General features: G+C 69.0%; 14 protein-coding genes. 2 read left to right on the top strand and 12 right to left on the bottom strand.

Annotated elements, in window-relative coordinates; genetic code table 11:
- Nucleotides 1-2: 2 nt before the first annotated feature.
- A complete protein-coding gene (locus ACQY76_RS06800) occupies nucleotides 3-1586 on the bottom strand; it encodes a GMC family oxidoreductase (protein WP_428032131.1) in 1584 nt (527 codons plus the stop codon).
- Nucleotides 1587-2005: 419 nt separating this feature from the next.
- Between ACQY76_RS06800 and ACQY76_RS06795 the strand changes: the two genes are divergently transcribed.
- Entirely contained in the window at nucleotides 2006-3964 is a 1959-nt protein-coding gene (locus tag ACQY76_RS06795; protein WP_428032130.1) for a sigma-54-dependent Fis family transcriptional regulator, read from the top strand.
- On the opposite strand, the gene ACQY76_RS06790 is transcribed toward ACQY76_RS06795, so the two are convergent.
- The 10 genes from ACQY76_RS06790 to ACQY76_RS06745 all read right to left on the bottom strand — a co-directional run bounded on the left by ACQY76_RS06790 (nucleotide 3948) and on the right by ACQY76_RS06745 (nucleotide 15927).
- A complete protein-coding gene (locus ACQY76_RS06790) occupies nucleotides 3948-5222 on the bottom strand; it encodes an NAD(P)/FAD-dependent oxidoreductase (RefSeq protein ID WP_428032129.1) in 1275 nt (424 codons plus the stop codon). The genes ACQY76_RS06795 and ACQY76_RS06790 overlap by 17 nt on opposite strands.
- Nucleotides 5223-5233: 11 nt before the next feature.
- Nucleotides 5234-6826 carry a GMC family oxidoreductase gene (locus ACQY76_RS06785; RefSeq protein WP_428032128.1) on the bottom strand — a complete coding sequence of 531 codons (1593 nt, stop codon included), beginning with the start codon at nucleotides 6824-6826 and terminating at the stop codon, nucleotides 5234-5236.
- Between the two features lie 10 nt (nucleotides 6827-6836).
- Nucleotides 6837-8276 carry an NAD(P)/FAD-dependent oxidoreductase gene (locus ACQY76_RS06780; RefSeq protein WP_428032127.1) on the bottom strand — a complete coding sequence of 480 codons (1440 nt, stop codon included), beginning with the start codon at nucleotides 8274-8276 and terminating at the stop codon, nucleotides 6837-6839.
- A gap of 45 nt (nucleotides 8277-8321) precedes the next feature.
- Nucleotides 8322-8684 carry a RidA family protein gene (locus tag ACQY76_RS06775; RefSeq protein WP_428032126.1) on the bottom strand — a complete coding sequence of 121 codons (363 nt, stop codon included), beginning with the start codon at nucleotides 8682-8684 and terminating at the stop codon, nucleotides 8322-8324.
- A gap of 67 nt (nucleotides 8685-8751) precedes the next feature.
- A complete protein-coding gene (locus ACQY76_RS06770; protein WP_428032125.1) occupies nucleotides 8752-9858 on the bottom strand; it encodes an LLM class flavin-dependent oxidoreductase in 1107 nt (368 codons plus the stop codon).
- Nucleotides 9859-10098: 240 nt separating this feature from the next.
- Nucleotides 10099-11190, bottom strand: coding sequence for an ABC transporter ATP-binding protein (locus tag ACQY76_RS06765; protein WP_428032124.1), 1092 nt, complete (start codon nucleotides 11188-11190; stop codon nucleotides 10099-10101).
- 22 nt (nucleotides 11191-11212) lie between these two features.
- Nucleotides 11213-12007 carry an ABC transporter permease gene (locus ACQY76_RS06760; protein WP_428032123.1) on the bottom strand — a complete coding sequence of 265 codons (795 nt, stop codon included), beginning with the start codon at nucleotides 12005-12007 and terminating at the stop codon, nucleotides 11213-11215.
- Between the two features lie 32 nt (nucleotides 12008-12039).
- Nucleotides 12040-12912 (bottom strand): ABC transporter permease, encoded by an 873-nt coding sequence (locus ACQY76_RS06755; protein WP_428032122.1) that lies wholly within the window; start codon nucleotides 12910-12912, stop codon nucleotides 12040-12042.
- Between the two features lie 33 nt (nucleotides 12913-12945).
- Complete coding sequence (locus tag ACQY76_RS06750; RefSeq protein WP_428032121.1) at nucleotides 12946-14121, bottom strand: ABC transporter substrate-binding protein; 1176 nt, start codon at nucleotides 14119-14121, stop codon at nucleotides 12946-12948.
- Nucleotides 14122-14277: 156 nt separating this feature from the next.
- Nucleotides 14278-15927 (bottom strand): GMC family oxidoreductase, encoded by a 1650-nt coding sequence (locus ACQY76_RS06745; protein ID WP_428032120.1) that lies wholly within the window; start codon nucleotides 15925-15927, stop codon nucleotides 14278-14280.
- Nucleotides 15928-16256: 329 nt separating this feature from the next.
- Here ACQY76_RS06745 and ACQY76_RS06740 point away from each other — a divergent pair, with 329 nt between their 5' ends.
- Nucleotides 16257-17435, top strand: coding sequence for an MFS transporter (locus ACQY76_RS06740; protein WP_428032119.1), 1179 nt, complete (start codon nucleotides 16257-16259; stop codon nucleotides 17433-17435).
- 56 nt (nucleotides 17436-17491) lie between these two features.
- Here the strand turns inward: ACQY76_RS06740 and ACQY76_RS06735 are convergent, their stop codons facing one another.
- The gene (locus ACQY76_RS06735; protein ID WP_428032118.1) at nucleotides 17492-18979 is read right to left on the bottom strand and encodes an aldehyde dehydrogenase family protein; all 1488 of its coding nucleotides are present in this window, start codon (nucleotides 18977-18979) and stop codon (nucleotides 17492-17494) included.
- Nucleotides 18980-19096 lie beyond the last annotated feature (117 nt).

The raw sequence follows: 19096 nt of genomic DNA, 5'->3' as shown, positions 1-19096 counted from the left end.
GATCAGGCCGCCTTGATGAAATCGGCGCAGCGTTCGCCGATCATGATGCAGTTCGCGTTGAGATTGCCGCTGACGATCACCGGCATGATGGAGGCGTCGGCGACGTAGAGGTTGGAGAGGCCGCGCACCCGCAGATGCGGATCGACCACCGCCAGCGGATCGACGCCCATCTTGCAGGTGCCGGCGGGGTGGTAGATGCCGATGGCGGTTTCCCGGACATAGGCCGCCCATTCGTCCTCGCTCTGCACCTCCGGCCCGGGCTTGAACTCGCCCAGCACGTGGCGGGCCATGGCGGGCGCCTCGAAGATGGCGCGTAGCCGCTTGGCGCCCGCGACCAGCGTCGCGATATCGCGCGCGTCGCCGAGCAGGTTGGGCTGGATCGCCGGGGCGGCGAAGGGATCGCTGGAGGCGAGCCGCACATGGCCGCGCGAATAGGGGCGGTGGATGTTGCTGAGCGCGGTGACCGCCGGGCGGTCGAACAGGATCGGCCCGGTATCGGTGAGATCATAGCCCACCGGCGTGAAGTGGATCTGCAGGTCGCAGCGCGGCAGGTCGGGCTGCGAGCGGTGAAACGCCAGCACATGCGCGTCGGGCGTCGTGCCCGGCCCGCGCCCCGCCAGCAGCCAGAGTGCGCCATAGGCCAGCGCGTGGGGCAGCGTGTGCTGGACGTTGTAGGTCGGCTGGTCGACGAAGGCGATGTGGCTGGTGCCGGGATGGTCGTGGAAATTCGCACCGACGCCGGGCAGGTCGTGGACCACCGGGACGCCCATCTCGCGCAGATGCGCCTGCGGGCCGACGCCGGACAGCATCAGCAGTTGCGGCGAGCCGAAGGCGCCGGCGGCGAGCACCACCGCCTTCGCCGCCCGGGCGGTCACGGTCTTGCCCTTGCGGGTGAATTCGACGCCGCTGGCCCGCGTGCCCTCGAAGATCACCCGGTGCGCCTGCGCGTGCGACAGCACGGTGAGGTTGGGCCGCCGGCGCCAGAGATAGGCGCGCGCCGCGCTGTGGCGCCAGCCCCGCTTCTGGGTCGCCTGCACATAGCCGATGCCGCCCTGCGGCGTGCGGTTGAGGTCGGCCACTTCGGGAAGGCCGGCCGCGACGCCGGCGCGCAGGAAGGCTTCCGACAGCGGGTGGGAGGTGCGCAGGTTCTGCACCGAGAGCGGGCCGCCGGCGCCATGGTCGGCGTCGGCACCGTTCTCATTGTCCTCGGCGCGGCGGAAGAACGGGCGGACGGCGTCGAACTCCCAGCCCGTGCAGCCCATGGCCGCCCAGTCGTCGAAATCCTCGCGCTGGCCGCGCACATAGAGCATGCCGTTGATCGAGGACGAGCCGCCGAGCACCTTGCCGCGCGGCATGTAATCGGTGCGGCCGCCGCGCGAGGGGTCGGGCACCGAGGTCAGCCGCCAGTCGAAGGCCGGGTTGCCGATGGCGTAGAGATAGGTGGCGGCGGGCATCAGCACCGGCAGGCGGCGGTCGGAGCCGCCGGCTTCCAGCACCAGCACGCGGGCACGGCCATCTTCCGCAAGGCGCCCGGCGACGGCGCTGCCGCCCGAGCCCGAACCGACGACGATGTAATCGAATTCCATCAAGCTCTACACTTCGTTCGGCGCGAAGCGCGACCCACATGCGCAGTTTTTGTAATAAGACGTTGCCATGTCGAAGTATAGTTGCAATTTTAACTGAGCTGAATTCTCACGAATGAGACAATCAAATCTCAGGAGTGAGATTTACCGCCCGCGCGAAGCGCCTGCGAAACCTCGCCGGCGGGGGCAAGCCTTGGCCGGGCGACGACGGGCGGGGCGGGAGGGCGCAATTCGTCTTGCCAACAAAATAGGCGTGCCGCATTATGGGTCACATGTGGCCGATCAACATGGGGCCGATGCGGTGTCGCGAACGCGCGTGGCGGCATGCCGAGGCTCGACACGCGGGCGGGCAGGAGAAGCGGCAGCCTCGGGCGCGGGGGTGCCCTTGGTGACGTCTCACACGCACGACAGGACCGAGCGCCATGCTGGACCATAGTCGAAAGGTGCTCGCGGCCGTTCAGGCCCCGGCGACGCTGCCGGTGGCGCGCGAATTTCCCCTGCGCTCCTGGTCGCGCTGCATCGAGGAATACGGCCTGGAGCCCGGCACGTGCGGCCCGGTCGCCCGCCTGTCGCATCGCGAGATCAACGATGCGCGCGAGGCGCTCGAGGACAAGCTGGCCTTCGCCTATGAGGAAGTGGACTTCCTCTACTCCATCGTCGGGCGCATCGGCTATTGCGTGACCCTCACCAATGCCGAGGGCGTGACGGTGGCGGAGCGTGCCGACCATGGCTCGCGCTTCTATTCCGATACCGAGCGCCCCGGCTCGATCTGGACCGAGCGCCACACCGGCACCAACGGGGTCGGCACCTGCCTGCGCGACGCCGGGGTGACCTCGGTCTATCTCGACGAGCATTTCTTCGAGGATTTCATCGAGATGTCCTGCGCGGCGGTGCCGCTCTTCGCGCCGGATGGCACGCTGTGGGCGGCGATGAACATCACCGTGCGCAATCCCCGGCTTCAGCGCGAGACGCATGAGATCGCGCTCGAAGTGGTGCGCAAATCCGCCGAGCGGTTGTCCGAGGCGATCTTCCGCCGTGCCCATTCCAGCCGCACCATCCTGAAGCTGTGGCGGCCGGACGGGCAGCCCTGCCTGCTGGCCATCGATGCCGACCATGCGGTGGTCGGCGCCGACATCGGCGCGCGGCAGCTGTTGAGCCTGCCGCGAAACGGCTTCACGCCGTTTTCGCTCTGGCGCCTGTTCACGCGCGACCCCGCCGCGCTGCGCGCCCGCAGCGGGCTGTCGCTGCCGCTGGAGCTGGTGCGCCTCGACGGCTCCCCGCTGCGCGGCTACGCCTTCGGCCCGCTGCAGGAAAGCCCGGCCGCCGCCCAGCGGGCACGGGCGGCCAGTCCGCCCGCCGCACCGGCGCCGAGCGAGCCGGTCGCGCGCGAGGCGACGCCGGTGACGCTCGACCAATGGGCCGGTGCCGAGCCGCGCATGACCCGCCATGTCGATATTCTGCGCCGTCTCAACCGCTCCGGCCTGCCGATTCTGGTGCTCGGCGAGACCGGCGTCGGCAAGGATGCGCTGGCGCGCGCCTACCACGCCGAATCGCCGCGCGCGGCGCAGCCCTTCGTGGCGCTGAACTGCGCGGCGATGCCGGAGACGCTGATCGAGAGCGAATTGTTCGGCTATGCCGGCGGCGCCTTCACCGGCGCCCGCAAGGAAGGCTCAGCCGGGCGCTTCGTACAGGCGCATGGCGGCACGCTGTTCCTCGACGAAATCGGCGACATGCCGGCGCATCTGCAGACGCGGCTGCTGCGGGTGCTGGAATCGGGCGAGGTCGCCCCGCTGGGCTCCGGCAAGGTGCAGCGGGTCGATGTGCAGGTGATCGCCGCCACCAACCAGAAGCTGGAGCCGCGCATCGCGCAGGGGCTTTTCCGCGCCGATCTCTATTACCGGCTCGCCGGCGTCGTCATCAACGTGCCGGCGCTGCGCGAGCGCGCCGACAAGGAAGCGGTGATCGACGCCTGCATCGCCCGCACGGCGGGGCGGCTGGGCATTCGCGTGGCGCCGGAAGCGCGGCGGATCCTGCTGCTGCATTCCTGGCCGGGCAATCTGCGCGAGCTTTATCTCGTCGTCAGCCGTGCCGCCTCGCTCGCCGAGGGCAAGCGCATCGAACCGCACGATCTGCTGCTTCCCGACGTGCCGGTGCCCGAGGCGCCGCAGCGGGCGGGAGCGGCCGCGCCGTCCTTGCCGGGGGCCGGCGAGCGCCGGGTCTCGGGCGTGCGCGCCCGGGTCGACGCCGCCGAGCGGGCGGCGATCCTCGACATGATCGAGACCTGCGGCGGCGATGTCGCCGCCGCCGCGCAGGCGCTGGGGCTGAGCCGGGCGACGCTCTACCGCCGGTTGAAGGCGCACGGCATTACCCGGGGCGGCTGACCCTGGCGCCGGTGAAGCGCGTGAGGCTGTAGGGCGCCGGGTCGATGCAGGGCGGCGCGCCGGTGACCATGTCGCGCACCAGCCGGGCCGTGGTGCTGGCGCCCACCATTCCCGTATGGCCATGGCCGGCGGCGACATACAGGTTCGGCAGGCCCGGCACCGGGCCGATGGCGGCGACGCTGTCTGGCAGCGAAGGGCGGAAGCCGAGCCATTTGCGGGTGGAGGCGGCTTCCAGGGCCGGGAAAACCAGCCGCGCGCGGTCCAGCAGCTGGCGGGCGCGCTTCTCGTCCGGCGGCGCGTCGAGGCCGGCGATTTCCACCGTGCCGGCGAGGCGCAGCCCGTCTTCCATCGGCGTGATCGCCATGCCGCCATCGCGCAGCAGCAGCGGTATTTTGGGGGTGATGTTGGCGCCCTCCAGCATCAGATGATAGCCGCGCTCGGTCTCCATCGGCAGCTTCACCCCGAGCGGGCCAAGCAGGCGCCCGGTCCAGGCGGCGGTGGCAAGGATGACGGTGCGGGCGCGCCAGTCGCCGAGCGTGCCGAACAGCTCGAAACCGCCCTCGACCGGGCGCACCGACATCACGCTCTCCTGGCGCAGCGTGCCGCCGGCCTCGACGAAGAGCCGGCCGATCGCCTGCGTCAGCCGGCCGGGATTCACCGTCCAGCCATTATCCGGCAGGAGCATGCCGCGCTGGGCGATGGGCCCGATGCCGGGGAACATCTCCTGCAGCGCCGCGTGGTCGAGCTCCTCCACGGTAATGCCGTGGCGCGCGATGAGGTGGCGGATGAACAGCTCGTTGCGGCCGGGCACCGCATTGTAGAACACATTGACGCCGCCCTGCGTGCGGATGAGGTCGGCGAACAGCGCCGGGCCGAGCAGATCGCGGTAGCCGTCCAGCGTGTCGCGGTGCAGCGCCCGCAGCGCGTCGGAGGCGGCGTAGACCGTCGCCTTGCGGCTGGCGAGGATCCACTTCATCAACCAGGGCGCGGCAGTCGGCAGATAGCTCCAGCGCACCGCCAGCGGCCCTTCCGGGTCGGTGAGCCAGCCCGGCACCTTGCGCCAGATGCCGGGCAGCGCGACCGGCGCATTGGTGCCGGCACTGAGCAGGCCGGCATTGCCGAAGGAGGTCGCGCTGCCCGGCGGCAGCGGGTCGACCACGGTGACCGTGCGCCCGGCGCGCTGGAGCAGCAGCGCGATCGACACGCCGATAATGCCGGCGCCGACGATGACGATGTCGGATTCGGGGGAGGGTGCCATGATGCGTGCCCTCAGAACCGGTTGCCGCGAATGAATTCCGCCGCGCGCTCGCCGATCATGATGGTGGGGCCGTTGAGATTGCCGGACACCACATAGGGCATGATCGAGGAATCGGCGACGCGCAGCCCGTCAATGCCGCGCACCCGCAGCTGCGGGTCGACCACCGCCATCGCGTCCGTTCCCATCTTGCAGGCGCCGGAGAGGTGCAGCGCGCCCTGCGTCTCGCGCCGGACATAGGCGTCGTATTCCGCATGGGTGCGCAGCGGCCCGGCCGGCTTGTGCGAGGCGGCGATGTATTTGGCGATGGAGGGCTGCGCCATGATCTCCTCGCCCTTCTTCACCCCCTCGATCAGCACCTCGACATCGTGCGGGTCGGCGAGGTAGTTGGCGTCGATCTTCAGTGGCACGGAAGGATCGGCCGAGCGCAGGCTGAGATAGCCGCGCGAGCGCGGGCGGCAGCCATAGACGTTGAGCGTGCAGCCATTGCCGCTCGGCGTGCCGTCGACGCCGACCTCGACGCCGGCGCCGGCAAGGAAGTGGTACTGCAGATCGGGCAGCGGGTCCGTGGCGTCGCCCCACCAGAAGGCGCCGCCCTCGCAGACATTGGAGGCCACCGGACCGGAGCGGAACAGCGCGTATTCCAGCCCGGCCACCGCCTGCCAGCGCAGCTTCTTGTACTTGTCATAGCCGTACTGGCCGTTGAGATCGTAGATCAGGAAGCAGTCCGTGTGGTCCTGAAGGTTCTGGCCGACGCCGGGCAGATCGTGCTTCACCTCCACGCCGACGCTGGCGAGGTCGTCGGCCGGGCCGATGCCGGAGAGCAGCAGCAGGCGCGGCGAGCCGATGGCGCCGGCGCTGACCACCACCTCGCGCTCGGCGCGCACGATGCGACGCTCACGGCCCTCGCGATATTCGACGCCGACGGCGCGGCCGTTCTCGATGAGGATGCGCAGCACCGGCTTGCCGGTGAGCACGGTGAGGTTCGTGCGCCCCCGCGCGGGCTTGAGATAGGCGACGGCGGCGCTGCAGCGGCGGCCGTCGCGCATCGTCACCTGGTAGAGGCCGCAGCCGGCCTGGGTGCCGGAATTGAAGTCGGGATTATAGGGCAGCCCCGCCTCCTGGCAGGCCTTCAGCCATTCCTTGGTCAGCGGGCTGGTGTAGCGCTGGTCGGAGACGGAGAGCGGCCCCTCGGTGCCGTGCGCCTCGCCGGACAGGCTCTCATTGGCCTCCGCCCGCCGGAAATAGGGCAGCACGTCGCGATAGGACCAGCCTTCGGCGCCGGAAGAGGCCCAGCGGTCATAATCCTGCGGGTTGCCGCGTATGTAGACCATGGCGTTGACCGAGGAGCCGCCGCCCAGCACCTTGGCCTGGCCGGTGTCCGGCGCCACGTCGAACTGGTGCCGCAGCGGTTCGAGCTGGATCCGGCGCAGCATGCGCTGGGTCTTGTAATAGGTCACCGGCATGTGGATGAAGGGGTTGCGGTCCGACGGGCCGGATTCGAACAGCAGCACCGACGAAGCCGGGTCCTCCGACAGGCGCGAGGCGATGGTGCATCCCGCCGAGCCGCCGCCGATGACGATGTAGTCGCATGAGCTGATGGTCATCCTGGCTCCGTCAACGCGTTCCGATGGTGAGATTGAGCTTCTGCGGCAGGGCGGCGAGGGCGCGGGCGAGCAGCGGCCCGCGTCCGCCGTGCTCCTCCGCCTCCTCGCAGGCAAGAATCGCGCGACGTATCGCGCAGCCGCCGAAATAGCGCGCCGGCTCGGGTGGCAAGGCGGGCAGGGCACGCGTGCAGAAGGGCGAGCGGGTGAAGTCGTCGCTCTCGTCCAGCGCCAGCGCCGCGAGGCATTGGCCGAGGATCCAGCTGGGATTGACGCCATGGCCGGAGAAGCCGAGCCCATAGGCGACCCGCCCGCCGCGCGCGGTGCCGGCGAAGGGAAAGCGATCCGACGAAACATCGAGCGCCCCGCCCCAGCGCGCGGCGACGGGCAGGCCCTTGAGGCCGGGAAACAGCTGGCCGACCCCCCGCGCGCAGCGGGCGAAGGACGCCGGGTCCTGCGTCATCGCGCGCGCCTCGACATTGGCGCCATAGGCGATGGGGCCGGAGCCGGTGCCCATCAGCAGGCGCCCGTCCGGCGTGGTGCGGGCATAGTGCAGGAAGGAGCGGGCGTCGACGATGCTGACCGGCGAGGTCCAGCCGAGCGCCGCCAGCGCCTCCGGCATCGGTTCGCTCATCTGCGCATAGCTGGAAAACGCCATGAAATGGCGGGCGATGCCAGCGTCGAGGCCGGCCATTTGCGCGATCTGCGCGGCATTGGTGGCCAGCACCACCCGGCCGGCGGTGAGGCTGCCGCCCGGCACGGCGAGGCGGCAGCCATCCGCGCCGGCGTCGAGCCCGCGCAGCGGCGTGTGCTCATGCAGGGCGACGCCGGCCTCGCACGCGGCGGCGCGCAGGGCGCGGACCAGCCGGGCGGCGTGGACGGTGGCTTCCTCGGGAAAATACAGCCCCTTGCGGAAGACCGGCGAGGTGCAGAAGTCGCGCAGCTCGGCCCCCGCCACCGGGCGGGCATAGCGTGCAGCACCAAGGGCGGCCATGGCCTGCGCCGTCGCGTCGAGAGCGGCATCCTGTGCGGGAGCGGCGGAAACCTTGAGGCCGCCGCCCTCGCGCCACCAGACATCGGCGCCGCACTGGGCGGCGAAGGCGCCGATCGCCGCCTGCGCCCGCGCGCCGAGGCGCGCCATCTCCCAGGCGCGCTCCGCGCCCAGCAGCCGGGCGAGACGCGGCAGGGTGGTCCAGTAGCCATGCACCTTGCCGGCATTCTTGCCGCTGGCGCCGGCCCCGCAAATGTCGCGCTCGATGAGGGTGACCGACAGGTCCGGCCGGCGGGTGCGCAAGGCGAGCGCCGTCCACAGCCCGGTGAAGCCGCCGCCGACAATGGCAATGTCCGAGCGCACGTCGCCAGCGAGGGGATGGGCTGGGCGGGTATTCCCCTCGCTGGCGAGTGCGTCGGCCAGCCACCAGGAGGAGGCACCGACGGCGGGACTGGCGGTCATGGCCGGCCGCTCATGAACGGGTTACGGGAAGGCGCATGGCCCGGTTCACACGACAGCGGTGGCCATCATCTCCACAAGGTTTGCGCCCTGCCCGGCGAGCCGCGATTCCACCGTGGCGCGGGCGGGGGCGTTGTCGGTGTCGACCCATGCGTCCCAGACTTTGTTCATGGCCTCGAAATGCCCCATGTCGTGCAGCCAGATGGTGACCCGCAGCAGGCGGCTCTTGTCGGAGCCGGCCTGCGCGAGAAGGGCGTCGATCTGGGCGAGGACATCGGCAGTCTGGGCGGCGATATCGGGCGTCTTCTCCTTGGCGACGACGCCGGCGAGATAGGCGATGCCATGATGGATGACGACCCGCGACAGCCGGCCGGTGGAGTTGAGACGCTGGATGGAGGTGTCGGGCTGCATGGCACTCACGCGTTTGCTGGGCAGGGAAATCGGGGGGGTGCGCGCCCGCAAGCAGGCGCGCACCGCCTCACTCGGCGGCGATCTTCGAGCGGCAATAATCGTTGAGCCTGGGCATCACTTCCTGCGCCAGCAGGCGCATGGATTTCTGCTGGAGCGCCGGGTCGTCCCATTCCTTGAAGGTCTGCAGCAGCGTGCCGAACGGGCCGCCGAGATAGTCGACCAGCGCCACCAGCTGGTCGAGCACGGTGCCCGGCGAGCCCGAGATGATCATCGTGTCCATGCAGTATTTGAGCGTCACCGCCTCGTCGGGCATGGAAAGATCGTGCTTCAACACCGACAGGATGTTGTACATGCGCATGTCGTCGAGCACGAAGTCGTAGTACCAGGCGTGGGAATTACCCTCGGTGGCGAGATAGGCCTCGGCTTCGGCATCGGTGTCGGTGACGAGGATGGAGCGGGCGACCCGCCAGCGGTTGCGGTCGGGCGCGCGGCCGGCCTTTTCGCAGCCGATGAGATACTGCTCCCAGTGCGACTTCACCCAGCATTCCTGGATGAAATTGGCCGAGGCGAAGCCCCAGCCATGCAGGCCCGCCTGACGGGCGCTGCCGGAATTGGGCGTCATCGCCGAGATGGCGACTTCCGGGTAGGGCTTCTGGTAGGGCTTGGCCATCGGCCCGAAACCGAGCTTCGGCACCACCGAATCCTCGATCTTGATGTGCCAGTACTTGCCCTTGATGTTGTAGGGCGCGTCCGATGCCCAGATCTTGTGAATGATGTCGATGGACTCGGCCAGCATCTCGGCGCGGTTCTTGTCGCCGATGTCGAACAGCTCGAAATCGCTGGCCAGCCCGCCGGGGCCGATGCCCATGATGAGGCGGCCCTTGCTGAGATGATCGAACTGCGCCGCATCGCCGGCGACATTGGCGGGGTGGTGCTGGGGCAGCGCCAGCACGCCGGTGGCGAATTTGATGTTCTCCGTCTGGTGGATCAGCGTCGCGAAGAACTGGAGCGGATTCACGATGGGTTCGATGCTGGACGAGTAGTGCTCGCCGACCCACACCTCGCTATAGCCGAGCTTGTCGGCGAGGAGAGCGGCCTGGCGGTCCTCATCCAGCATGTCGGTGATGCTGCGCTCCGGGTTGTGAAGCGGCTGCATGAAAAGCCCGAGATCCATCTGCCTCTCCCTGGCACGACGCGCCGCCATCGGCGACGTCGCTACGGTTTCATCATCGACCGCGTCGCGGTCTCTCGCGACCCTGGCGGCCGCGTCCCCTCTGCTGCGCAAGCGCTGTGCCAGAAAAAAATGACGAGCAATATCAACGAACTAGTGAAAGGAGACGGCGCGCGTTGCGGGGATGTTGAGACGCCGGCGGCGTGAGACTCGTCTTGGCCGTGAGACCGCGCGGAGACGGCCTCAGCGCGTGAGCAGCACCGCCGCCTCCGGGCGCCACGAGGCGCGCACTTCCTCGCCGCGTGCCAGCATGGTGCCGTCGACCGAGCGGGTTTCCTGGAATTTCAGCGTCTCCACCGGGGTGCGGATGGAATAGACGACTCGGCTGCCCATGAAGACGACGTCTTCCACCACGCCGTCGAGCGCGTTGTCGGGCACGGCGTCCGCTGCCCCGGCGCGGCGGCGCACCTGCAGCGCTTCTGGCCGGATCGCCAGCGACACGTTCTGGCCCACCGCCACGGCGCTGCCATTATGGGGCACCGTCACCGTGCCGGCGCCGATGGCGACATGGGCGAGGCCGCTGGCGCAGGCGCTGACCGGGCCGGTGAGGATGTTGGTCTCGCCGAGGAAGCGGGCGCAGAACAGCGAGCCGGGATGGGCGTACATTTCTTCCGGCGTGCCGAGCTGCTCGATGCAGCCCTTGTTCATCAGCACGATGCGGTCGGAGAGGATGGTGGCCTCGTCCTGGTCGTGCGTCACATAGATGAAGGTGGTGCCGGTTTCCTGGTGGATGCGCTTCAGCTCCGCCAGCATGTGGTGGCGGATCTTCAGGTCGAGCGCGGCGAGCGGCTCGTCGAGCAGCAGCACCTTCGGCGCGTTGACGAGCGCGCGCGCCAGCGCCACGCGCTGGGCCTGGCCGCCGGATAGCTCGTGGATCCAGCGATTGCCGTATTCGTCAAGCTGCACGAGATGCAGCATGTGCTGCACCGCCTCGCGGATGCGCGCCTTCGGCCATTTCTTCAGGCGCAGGCCGAAGGCCACATTGTCGAACACGTCGAGATGGGGGAACAGCGCATAGCGCTGGAACACCATGTTCACCGGCCGCCGGTCTGGCGGCAGATAGGACACGTCGGCGCCCTCGATCATCACGCGGCCATGGGTCGTCGGCTCGAAGCCGGCGATGATGCGCATCAGCGTGGTCTTGCCGCAGCCGGAAGGGCCGAGCAGGGTGAGGATCTCGCCCTCCTTGATGGTGAGGTCGATGTCGTGCAGCACGGTGAGCGCGCCGAAGGCCTTGGTCACCCCATAGAGTTCGACGATGTTCGGTGTGCTCATGCGTGCGTGCTCATTTGCGTGCTCATGCTTGCGTTTCCCGGGCGCGGGCGCCCAGGGCCACGCGGCGCTGGTACCAGACGAGGAGGCCGCCGATCAGGATGAGCCCGATCGACAGGCCGAGCGAAACCACCGAGGCGGCGTTGATGTCCGGGCTGACGGCGCGGCGCATCATCGACCAGATGGTCAGCGGCAGGGTGGTGTCGTTGCCGCTGACGAAGACGGTGATGATGAATTCGTCGAAGGACAGCGCGAAGGACAGGATCGCCGCGCCGCCGATGGTCGGCCCGATGATCGGCAGCGTCACCAGCCGGAAGGCCTGCAGCGGCGTGGCGCCGAGATCGCGCGCCGCTTCCTCTAGCGACAGGTCGAAATAGGCGATGCGCGAGCGCACCGCCTCGATGAAGAAGGGCAGGGTGAACAGCACATGCGCGATGGTCACCGTGATCAGCGAGCGCTGCAGGCCGATCTGCGCGAACAGCATCACCAGCGCGATGCCGAGGAACAGCCCCGGCAGCGCCACCGGGCCGAAGGCCAGCAGCCCGAACAGCGTCTGGATGCGCCCCTTCATCCGCGCCAGGCCGAGCGCGGTGAGCGAGCCGAGCACCGTGGTGATGAGGGCGGTGGAGGCGCCGACGATGAGGCTGTTCTTGAGCGAGGAGAGGAAGGTCGTGTCCGAGAAGATCTTCGCATACCAGCGCAGGCTCACCCCCTCGAAGGGAAAGGTGAGGCTCGGCGAGGAATGGAAGCTGAACAGCGTGATGACGGCGATGGGCGCGTAGAGGAACGCCACGTAAAGCCAGACATAGAAGCGCAGCATGAGACCTCCGTGCGCGGCCGAGACGGCGCGTCTCACTCGTGGAACCGGCGGCCGGGGGCGAGCCGCAGCAGATCGAGCAGCCGCACGAAGCCGACATAGACGATGAGGAAGGCGGCCAGCAGCAGGAACGCCATGGCGGCGCCGAACGGCCAGTTTCCGGCGGTGCGGAACTGGTTGGCGATGAGGATGCCCGTGGTCATGCCGTCGCGCCCGCCGAGCAGCTGCGGGGTGACGAAATCGCCGGCGGAGATGACGAAGGTGAACATGAAGGCGCCGACCACGCCCTTGTAGCACATGGGCAGGATGACCTTGGTCAGCACCTCGGTATTGCTGGCGCCGAGGTCGCGCGCCGCCTCGACATAGTCCTTCTTCACGTCGCGCAGCGCCGAGACCAGCAGCAGCAGCCCGAAGGGCAGCATGATGTGGGTCAGCGTCAGTATGGTGGCGAAGGGGCTGAACAGCAGCACCTCCACCGGCTGGCTGATGAGGCCGAGCTGCATCAGCGTGGTGTTGATCAGCCCGTTGGAGCCCAGGATCACCCGCCAGGCGTAGATGCGCACGAGGTAGCTGGAGAACCACGACACCAGGATGAGGTAGAACAGCAGGTTTCCGCGCGTGCGATAGACGATGAAATAGGCGGCGGGAAAGCTGAGCCCCACCGTCAGCACGGCGGTGAACAGCCCGTTCTTCAGCGCGTTCCAGGTCAGCACGTAGAAGCCGGACGCGGAGAGCGCCCGGCTGTAATTGTCGAAGGTGAAGGCCGGAATCAGCTTGAAGGCCTGCGCCATCCAGAAGCTGCAGACGAACAGGAGCAAGGCGGGGACGATGAAGAAGACGAGGAGGAAGAGGAATGAGGGGGCGACCAGCGCCAGCCCCATCGCCTCGCGACGGCTGCTCTTCATCATTCCCAATCCGCTCTCCGTTGACGCTGCGCGCGATCAGAACGAGGACTTGAAGTCGGTCCAGGCCTGGGTCCACTCGTCATAGGTGGCATAGGTGTCGGACACGCGGGGCGGCTGGCCCTGCAGCGGCGACTTGGCGAACACCTGCGGCAGGTCGCCATAATCGAACAGCGCCTTGGTATCGGCGTCCATCAGCGCCGCCGCATGCTTGTTGACCGCGCCGCCATTGACCGCCTTCGCCACCTCGGCCTGCGCCTTGGCGGCGATGGCCTCGTTCATGAAGCTGTAGGCGGTGTCGAGATTCTCGGCGCTGATCGGCAGGAACCAGGCGTCGCACCACATGACGGCGCCTTCCGCCGGCACGGTGTAGATGGTCTTCACGCCGCGCTTGGCGGTTTCCACCGGCGTGCCGCTCCACACCGAGAAGCAGGCGGCGATTTCGCCCGAGGCGAAGAGCGAGATGACGTCGCCATTGGACGAGCCGAAGACGCGGCACTGGTCGCGATAGGGGTTGAGCCCCTCGAAGGCGGTCTTCAGCTCTTCCTTGGTGATGTTGGGGAATTTCGGCCCCAGCCCGGCAAGGCGGGCGATCATCGGCCAGGTGGCGATGGTGTCGTCGCAGAAGGTCAGCTTGCCCTTCAGCTCCGGCGCCAGCAGGTCCTTGTAGGAGGTGATGGGCTTGGTCATCGCCGGGTTGTAGACGAGCGCGTTGAGGCCCCAGATCCACGGAATGGCGAAATAGGTCTTGTCCCAGTACCAGGTCGGCGCCTGGTAGAACTCAGGATAGATGTTCTCGGGCGTGAAGTTCGGCACCTTGGCGATGTCGAGCGGCTTCACGATCTTCAGCTCGTCGACATAAAAGTGCTCGAAGCCCTGCGAATATTCGGCGAGGTCGAGGCGCACCGGGCTGGAGCCGATCAGCTTGGCATGGACGTCGTCCTGCGTGCTGATGATGGCGGCGTCGACCTGGACCTTGTTGGCCTCGCGCCACGCCTTCAGCTCGGCGTCCATGGTGAAGCCTTCCCACGCCATGATCTTGAGATCGCCGCCGACGGCGGCGCTCGCCGGGCCGGGCCAGGCGCCCAGCGTGGCACCGGCCATGGCGCCCGCACCGAGCGCCAGAGACGAGCCGAGGAAGAAGCGGCGGGACAGGACATCGTTGCGGAAAAGATGTGCGGGCCCGAAGGTGCGCCCGTTAGGCGAGTCGACCATGCTGTTCCCCTTGTTCTGGACGTGCCGTGTGTGAACCGACGACGTGGAGCAGCGGCAGCAAGAGGCATGCCAGTACTTTTACGGATGGCATTGCCGTTGAAATTCAAGGGGATGTACGAAAAGGCATGGCACGGGCCCCGGCCGTCGCAGCCCGTCTCATGTCGCGACGGCCGGAGAAGAGACGGCACGTGATACGGCCGGCGCAATGCCCAGCCTCAGAAGGTCGGCGGCCTTTTCCGCCACCATGATGGCGGCGGCATTGGTGTTGCCGGACGGCACGGAGGGCATGACCGAGGCGTCGGCCACCCGCAGCGCCTCAATGCCATGCACGCGCAGGAACGGATCGACCACGGCGCGCGCGTCCAGCCCGATCCGGCAGGTGCCGACCGGGTGGAGGGCGCCCTGCGCGCGCTGCTTCACATAGGCCCGCCGCTCGTCGAGGGTGGCGAGCCGGCGCCCGGGAAGCTGCTCGCGCGCCACGACGCGCGCCATGGAGGGCTGGGCCATGATCTCCTGCCCCAGCCGGATGCCCTCGGCCATGCAGTCGAGATCGAACGGATCGGCGAAATAGTTCGGCGCGACGCGCAGCGGGGCCCCGGGATCGGCGCTGGTGAGTTCGACCATGCCGCGCGAGCGCGGACGAGTGAGGCAGATGTTCAGCGTGGTGCCGTTGGCCCCCGCCGCCGGCTGCACCCCCTCCTCGATGCCGGTGCCCGGCAGGAAGTGGAACTGCAGGTTCGGCTCGACGACGGAGGGATCGCCCCACCAGAAGGCGCCGCCCTCGATGAGGTTGGAGCAGAGCGGGCCGCGCCGGAACAGCAGCCATTGCAGCCCCGCCGCCAGCTTGCGGTGCCAGCGGCGATAGGCGTCATAGCTCTCCACGCCGTCGAGTTCATGGACGAGATAGACGTCCATATGGTCCTGCAGCCCCTGCCCGACGCCGGGAAGATCGTGCCGGACATCAACGCCGACCGCGCGCAGATGAGCGGCCGGGCCGATGCCCGATTGCAGCAGCAGGCGGGGCGATTGCAGCGCGCCGGCGGCGAGCACCACCTCCCGCGCGGCCCGAACAGTCTCCGGCCGGCCGCCGGCGAGGAACGCGACGCCGACCGCGCGGCCTTTCTCCAGCACAATGCGGGTCGCCCGGCAGCGCGTGCGCACGGTGAGGTTGCGACGCCGGCGGGCGGGGTTGAGATAGGTGACGGCGGTGGAAGCGCGCCGGCCATTGCGCGCGGTGATCTGGTAGAGGCCGCAGCCGGTCTGCACCCCGTCATTGAAATCCGCGACCGGGGGAATGCCGAATTCCTGACAGGCGCGCAGCCAGGCCTTGGTGAGCGGGTGCGGCGCCGGCTGGCTGGACACCCAGAGCGGGCCGTCGCTGCCATGGCTGTCACCGGAGAAGCTGTCATTGCTTTCCGCCCGCTTGAAATAGGGCAGCACGCCGGCATAGTCCCAGCCCTCGGCGCCCTGCGCCGCCCAGCCATCGAAATCGCTCGGGATGCCGCGCACATAGACCATGGCGTTGACCGAGGAGCCGCCGCCCAGCACCCGCGCCTGCACCATATGGGGGGCGTCGACGCCGTCCGCGGCGCCATTCGCCGGCTCCCACGGAATGCGCTGGAGCAGCGGGCCGGTGGCGGTCTTGTAGACCATGGCCGGCAGGTGGATGGCGGGAGAGCGGTCGGGCGGGCCTTCCTCCAGCAGCAGCACCGAGACGTCGGGATCCTCCGACAGGCGGGCGGCCAGCACGCAGCCGGCCGATCCTCCGCCGACGATGACATAGTCAAAGCTGGCCTCGCCCCGCATGGGCCGCCTCCCGGTTGCCGCGCGCCACATCGCGCGCCCGGCGCCGGCCACAGCAAGTTCCGGTCCGGCGGCGGAATGCGCGGCGGCGGGCGGTGTCGCGCGTCTCCATCTCACGTCGCGCGTGAGACTCGGGGCGAGACGCGCGAGACACCGGAATGGTGCGGCGGTGGACGCCGGGGTGGGCCCGCCGCCGCATTGCCGCTTGCCGTGCCGCAGCCGCCGGGCGATGAGTGCGCGCAACGGCTCTGGCACACATTGTGCCGGAAGGGCGCCACGACTGCCGCCGAAAGGCGCCGCCTCGCCGGGCGCCGAGCATAATGGGAAGACGCATGAGTGAGTTGTCCGTCGCGCGCGAACAGCGGGCGCTTTTCGCCTCGCGCGTGGCTGTAAGCGCCATATTCTTCGTCGGCGGCGCCGGCCTGACATTGTGGGCCACCTATATTCCGATCCTGAAGCTGCGGGCCGGCCTCGACGATGCCCAGGTCGGGCTGGTGCTGCTGTGCGTGTCGCTCGGCTGCCTGTGCGGCATGCCGGCGGCCGGGTTCCTGCGTCCCCGGCTGGGGCCGCTGCGCTCCGGCGCGCTGGCCGGCATCGCCTTCGCCGCCGCCAGCTTCGGCCCGGCGCTGGGCGTGAGCATGCCGCTGCTGGCCCTCTCGGCCTATGCGATCGGCGTGTGCTTCGGCTTTCTCGATGTGTGCATGAACTCGCACGCCTCGGCGCTGGAGCGCGAGCTGGGGCGGCCGATCATGTCCTCGGCCCATGCCTTCTTCAGTCTCGGCAATGTGGCGGGGGCGGTTGCCGGCGGCATGCTGATCGGCTTCGGCTTCGGCATTCCGCTGGGCATGGGGCTCGCCAGCCTGCTGCTGATGGCCATCGCCCTCGCCGCCATGCCGTGGCTCTGGCTGCCGGACATCCATGTGCGCGAGGCGGCGGACACCTCGGTATTCCGGCTGCCGAACCTCACCATGCTGGGCATCGGCATCCTGACGGTGCTGGCCTTCGTCATCGAGCTGGCGCTGATCGACTGGGGCGCGCTCTATCTGGTGCAGGCGACGGGCTCGGCACCGGCGCAGGCCGCGGCGGGCGTCGCCTCCTTCTCGGTGGCGATGACGACCGGGCGGCTGCTGGGCGACCGCATCACCCGGCGGCTGGGCGCGGTGACGACGATCCAGATTTCTGCCGTCATCGCCTTTCTCGGCGTGGCGCTTATCGTCTTCGCGCCGACGACGCTGGCGGCGCTGCCGGGCTTCGCCATTGCCGGGCTCGGCATCGCCAATCTGGTGCCGGTGCTGTTCTCGCTGAGCGGGCGGATGCCCGGCATTCCGCCCAATGCCGGCATCGCCATGACGGTGACCATCGCCTATGGCGGCGGCCTGTTCGGCCCGCCGCTCATCGGCTTCGTCGCCCATGCGCTGGACATGCGCGCCGCCTTCGTGATGCTGACCGTCGGCGCGCTGCTGATCGCCGTGGCGGTGCGGCGGGTGATTCCCCGCACCTTGCGGCACTGAGGCCAGCGCGGCGGGGGTAAGGGCGCGGCAGGACTGGCCCGCCGCGCCGCGCGCCCTCAGCCCAGCTTCATCACCACGGACTTGGTCTCCAGATAGGCGTCGAGGTGCTCGACGCCGGATTCGCGGCCGACGCCGCTGATCTTGTAGCCGCCGAAAGGCACCACCGGATCGAGCCCGCCATAGGTGTTGACCCAGATCGTGCCGGCGCGGATCGCCTTCGCCATGCGGTGGGCGGTGGACAGGTTGGTGGTCCACACCCCGCCGCCGAGGCCGAACACCGTGTCATTGGCGATGGCGGCGGCTTCCTCCAGCGTGTCGAAGGGAATGGCCGCCGCGACCGGCCCGAAGATCTCCTCCTGGGCGATGCGCATGGTGTTGGTGACGCCCGAGAGCACTGTCGGCTCGAAGAAATAGCCGTCCTTCAGCGCGCCCTCGGTCAGGCGCTTGCCGCCGGTGGTGGCGGTGACGCCCTCGCCGAGGCCGACCTCCATATAGCCGCTGACGCGCTCCAGCTGCTTGGCATTGACGACCGGGCCGATCTGCGTCGCCGGGTCGAGGCCGTTGCCGACCTTGAGCGACTTCGCGTAGTCGGAAACGCGCGAGACGAATTCCTCGTAGATCGGCCGCTGGATCAGCAGGCGGGTGCCGGCGCAGCAGATCTGCCCGGAATTGGCGAACACGCCCATGCCGGCGCCGGCGACGGCGGCGTCCATGTCGCAATCGGCGAAGATGACGTCGGGCGACTTGCCGCCCAGCTCCAGCGTCACCCGCTTGATGTTGCCGCGCGAGGCCTCGATGATCTTGCGGCCGGTGAAGTCCGAGCCGGTGAAGGCGACCTTGTCGACATCCATGTGCCGGGCCAGCGCGTCACCGGCGGTGTGGCCGAAGCCGGGCACGATGTTGACGACGCCTTCCGGCACGCCGGCTTCCAGCAGCAATTCGCCGAGCCTGAGCGCGGTGAGCGGGGCATCCTCCGCCGGCTTCAGCACCATGGTGCAGCCGGTGGCGAGCACCGGGCCGATCTTCCAGATGGTCGAGGTCAGCGGCGCGTTCCACGGGGTGATGGCGCCCACCACGCCGACCGGCTCCTTCAACGTGTAGGTGAACACCTCGCCGGGCATCGAGTTGGGCAGCGTGCCGCCGGCGATGACGGTGCACATGCCGGCATAGAAGCGCGGCAAGGCGAGCGCGCGCTGTCGGCGGGCCTGCATCGCGGTGATCGGCGCGCCCATGTCCAGCACGTCGATCAGCGCCAGCGTGTCGAAGTGCTTCTCGACCAGATCGGTGAAGCGCAGCAGGCATTGCTGGCGCTGGAACGGGGTGAACCGGCTCCACGGCCCGGTGAAGGCGCGGCGCGCGGCCGCCACGGCGAGGTCGATGTCGGCGGCGTCGCCTTCCGAGACCTCCGCCAGCATTTCGCCGGTGGCGGGGTTGAAGGTCTTGAACGTCTTGCCGGAGAGTGAAGGGACGAACTTGCCGTCGATCAGCAGCTGCTTGGGCAGCGGCCCGATGATGTCGGCAATCGGGTTTACGGTAATGGTCATGGCGGTACTTTCGGCAACGAAAGGGATGGGGCGTCGCCGCAAAAGCCATGCCACGAGGGGTGCCGGCGGCGTTTCCCGGCGCCTGTCGCGCGGGGCCGGCGACGAGGCCGCGCCAGC

It is taken from the genome of Ancylobacter sp. (assembly GCF_965279025.1).
Taxonomy (GTDB): Bacteria; Pseudomonadota; Alphaproteobacteria; order Rhizobiales; family Xanthobacteraceae; genus Ancylobacter.
This window is presented reverse-complemented; position numbering and strand designations above follow the sequence as displayed.

Coding starts and splice junctions, on each gene's coding strand:
- ACQY76_RS06800 (WP_428032131.1), bottom strand. CDS start 1,586: ATGGAATTCGATTACATCGTCGTCGGTTCGGGCTCGGGCGGCAGCGCC.
- ACQY76_RS06795 (WP_428032130.1), top strand. CDS start 2,006: ATGCTGGACCATAGTCGAAAGGTGCTCGCGGCCGTTCAGGCCCCGGCG.
- ACQY76_RS06790 (WP_428032129.1), bottom strand. CDS start 5,222: ATGGCACCCTCCCCCGAATCCGACATCGTCATCGTCGGCGCCGGCATT.
- ACQY76_RS06785 (WP_428032128.1), bottom strand. CDS start 6,826: ATGACCATCAGCTCATGCGACTACATCGTCATCGGCGGCGGCTCGGCG.
- ACQY76_RS06780 (WP_428032127.1), bottom strand. CDS start 8,276: ATGACCGCCAGTCCCGCCGTCGGTGCCTCCTCCTGGTGGCTGGCCGAC.
- ACQY76_RS06775 (WP_428032126.1), bottom strand. CDS start 8,684: ATGCAGCCCGACACCTCCATCCAGCGTCTCAACTCCACCGGCCGGCTG.
- ACQY76_RS06770 (WP_428032125.1), bottom strand. CDS start 9,858: ATGGATCTCGGGCTTTTCATGCAGCCGCTTCACAACCCGGAGCGCAGC.
- ACQY76_RS06765 (WP_428032124.1), bottom strand. CDS start 11,190: ATGAGCACACCGAACATCGTCGAACTCTATGGGGTGACCAAGGCCTTC.
- ACQY76_RS06760 (WP_428032123.1), bottom strand. CDS start 12,007: ATGCTGCGCTTCTATGTCTGGCTTTACGTGGCGTTCCTCTACGCGCCC.
- ACQY76_RS06755 (WP_428032122.1), bottom strand. CDS start 12,912: ATGATGAAGAGCAGCCGTCGCGAGGCGATGGGGCTGGCGCTGGTCGCC.
- ACQY76_RS06750 (WP_428032121.1), bottom strand. CDS start 14,121: ATGGTCGACTCGCCTAACGGGCGCACCTTCGGGCCCGCACATCTTTTC.
- ACQY76_RS06745 (WP_428032120.1), bottom strand. CDS start 15,927: ATGCGGGGCGAGGCCAGCTTTGACTATGTCATCGTCGGCGGAGGATCG.
- ACQY76_RS06740 (WP_428032119.1), top strand. CDS start 16,257: ATGAGTGAGTTGTCCGTCGCGCGCGAACAGCGGGCGCTTTTCGCCTCG.
- ACQY76_RS06735 (WP_428032118.1), bottom strand. CDS start 18,979: ATGACCATTACCGTAAACCCGATTGCCGACATCATCGGGCCGCTGCCC.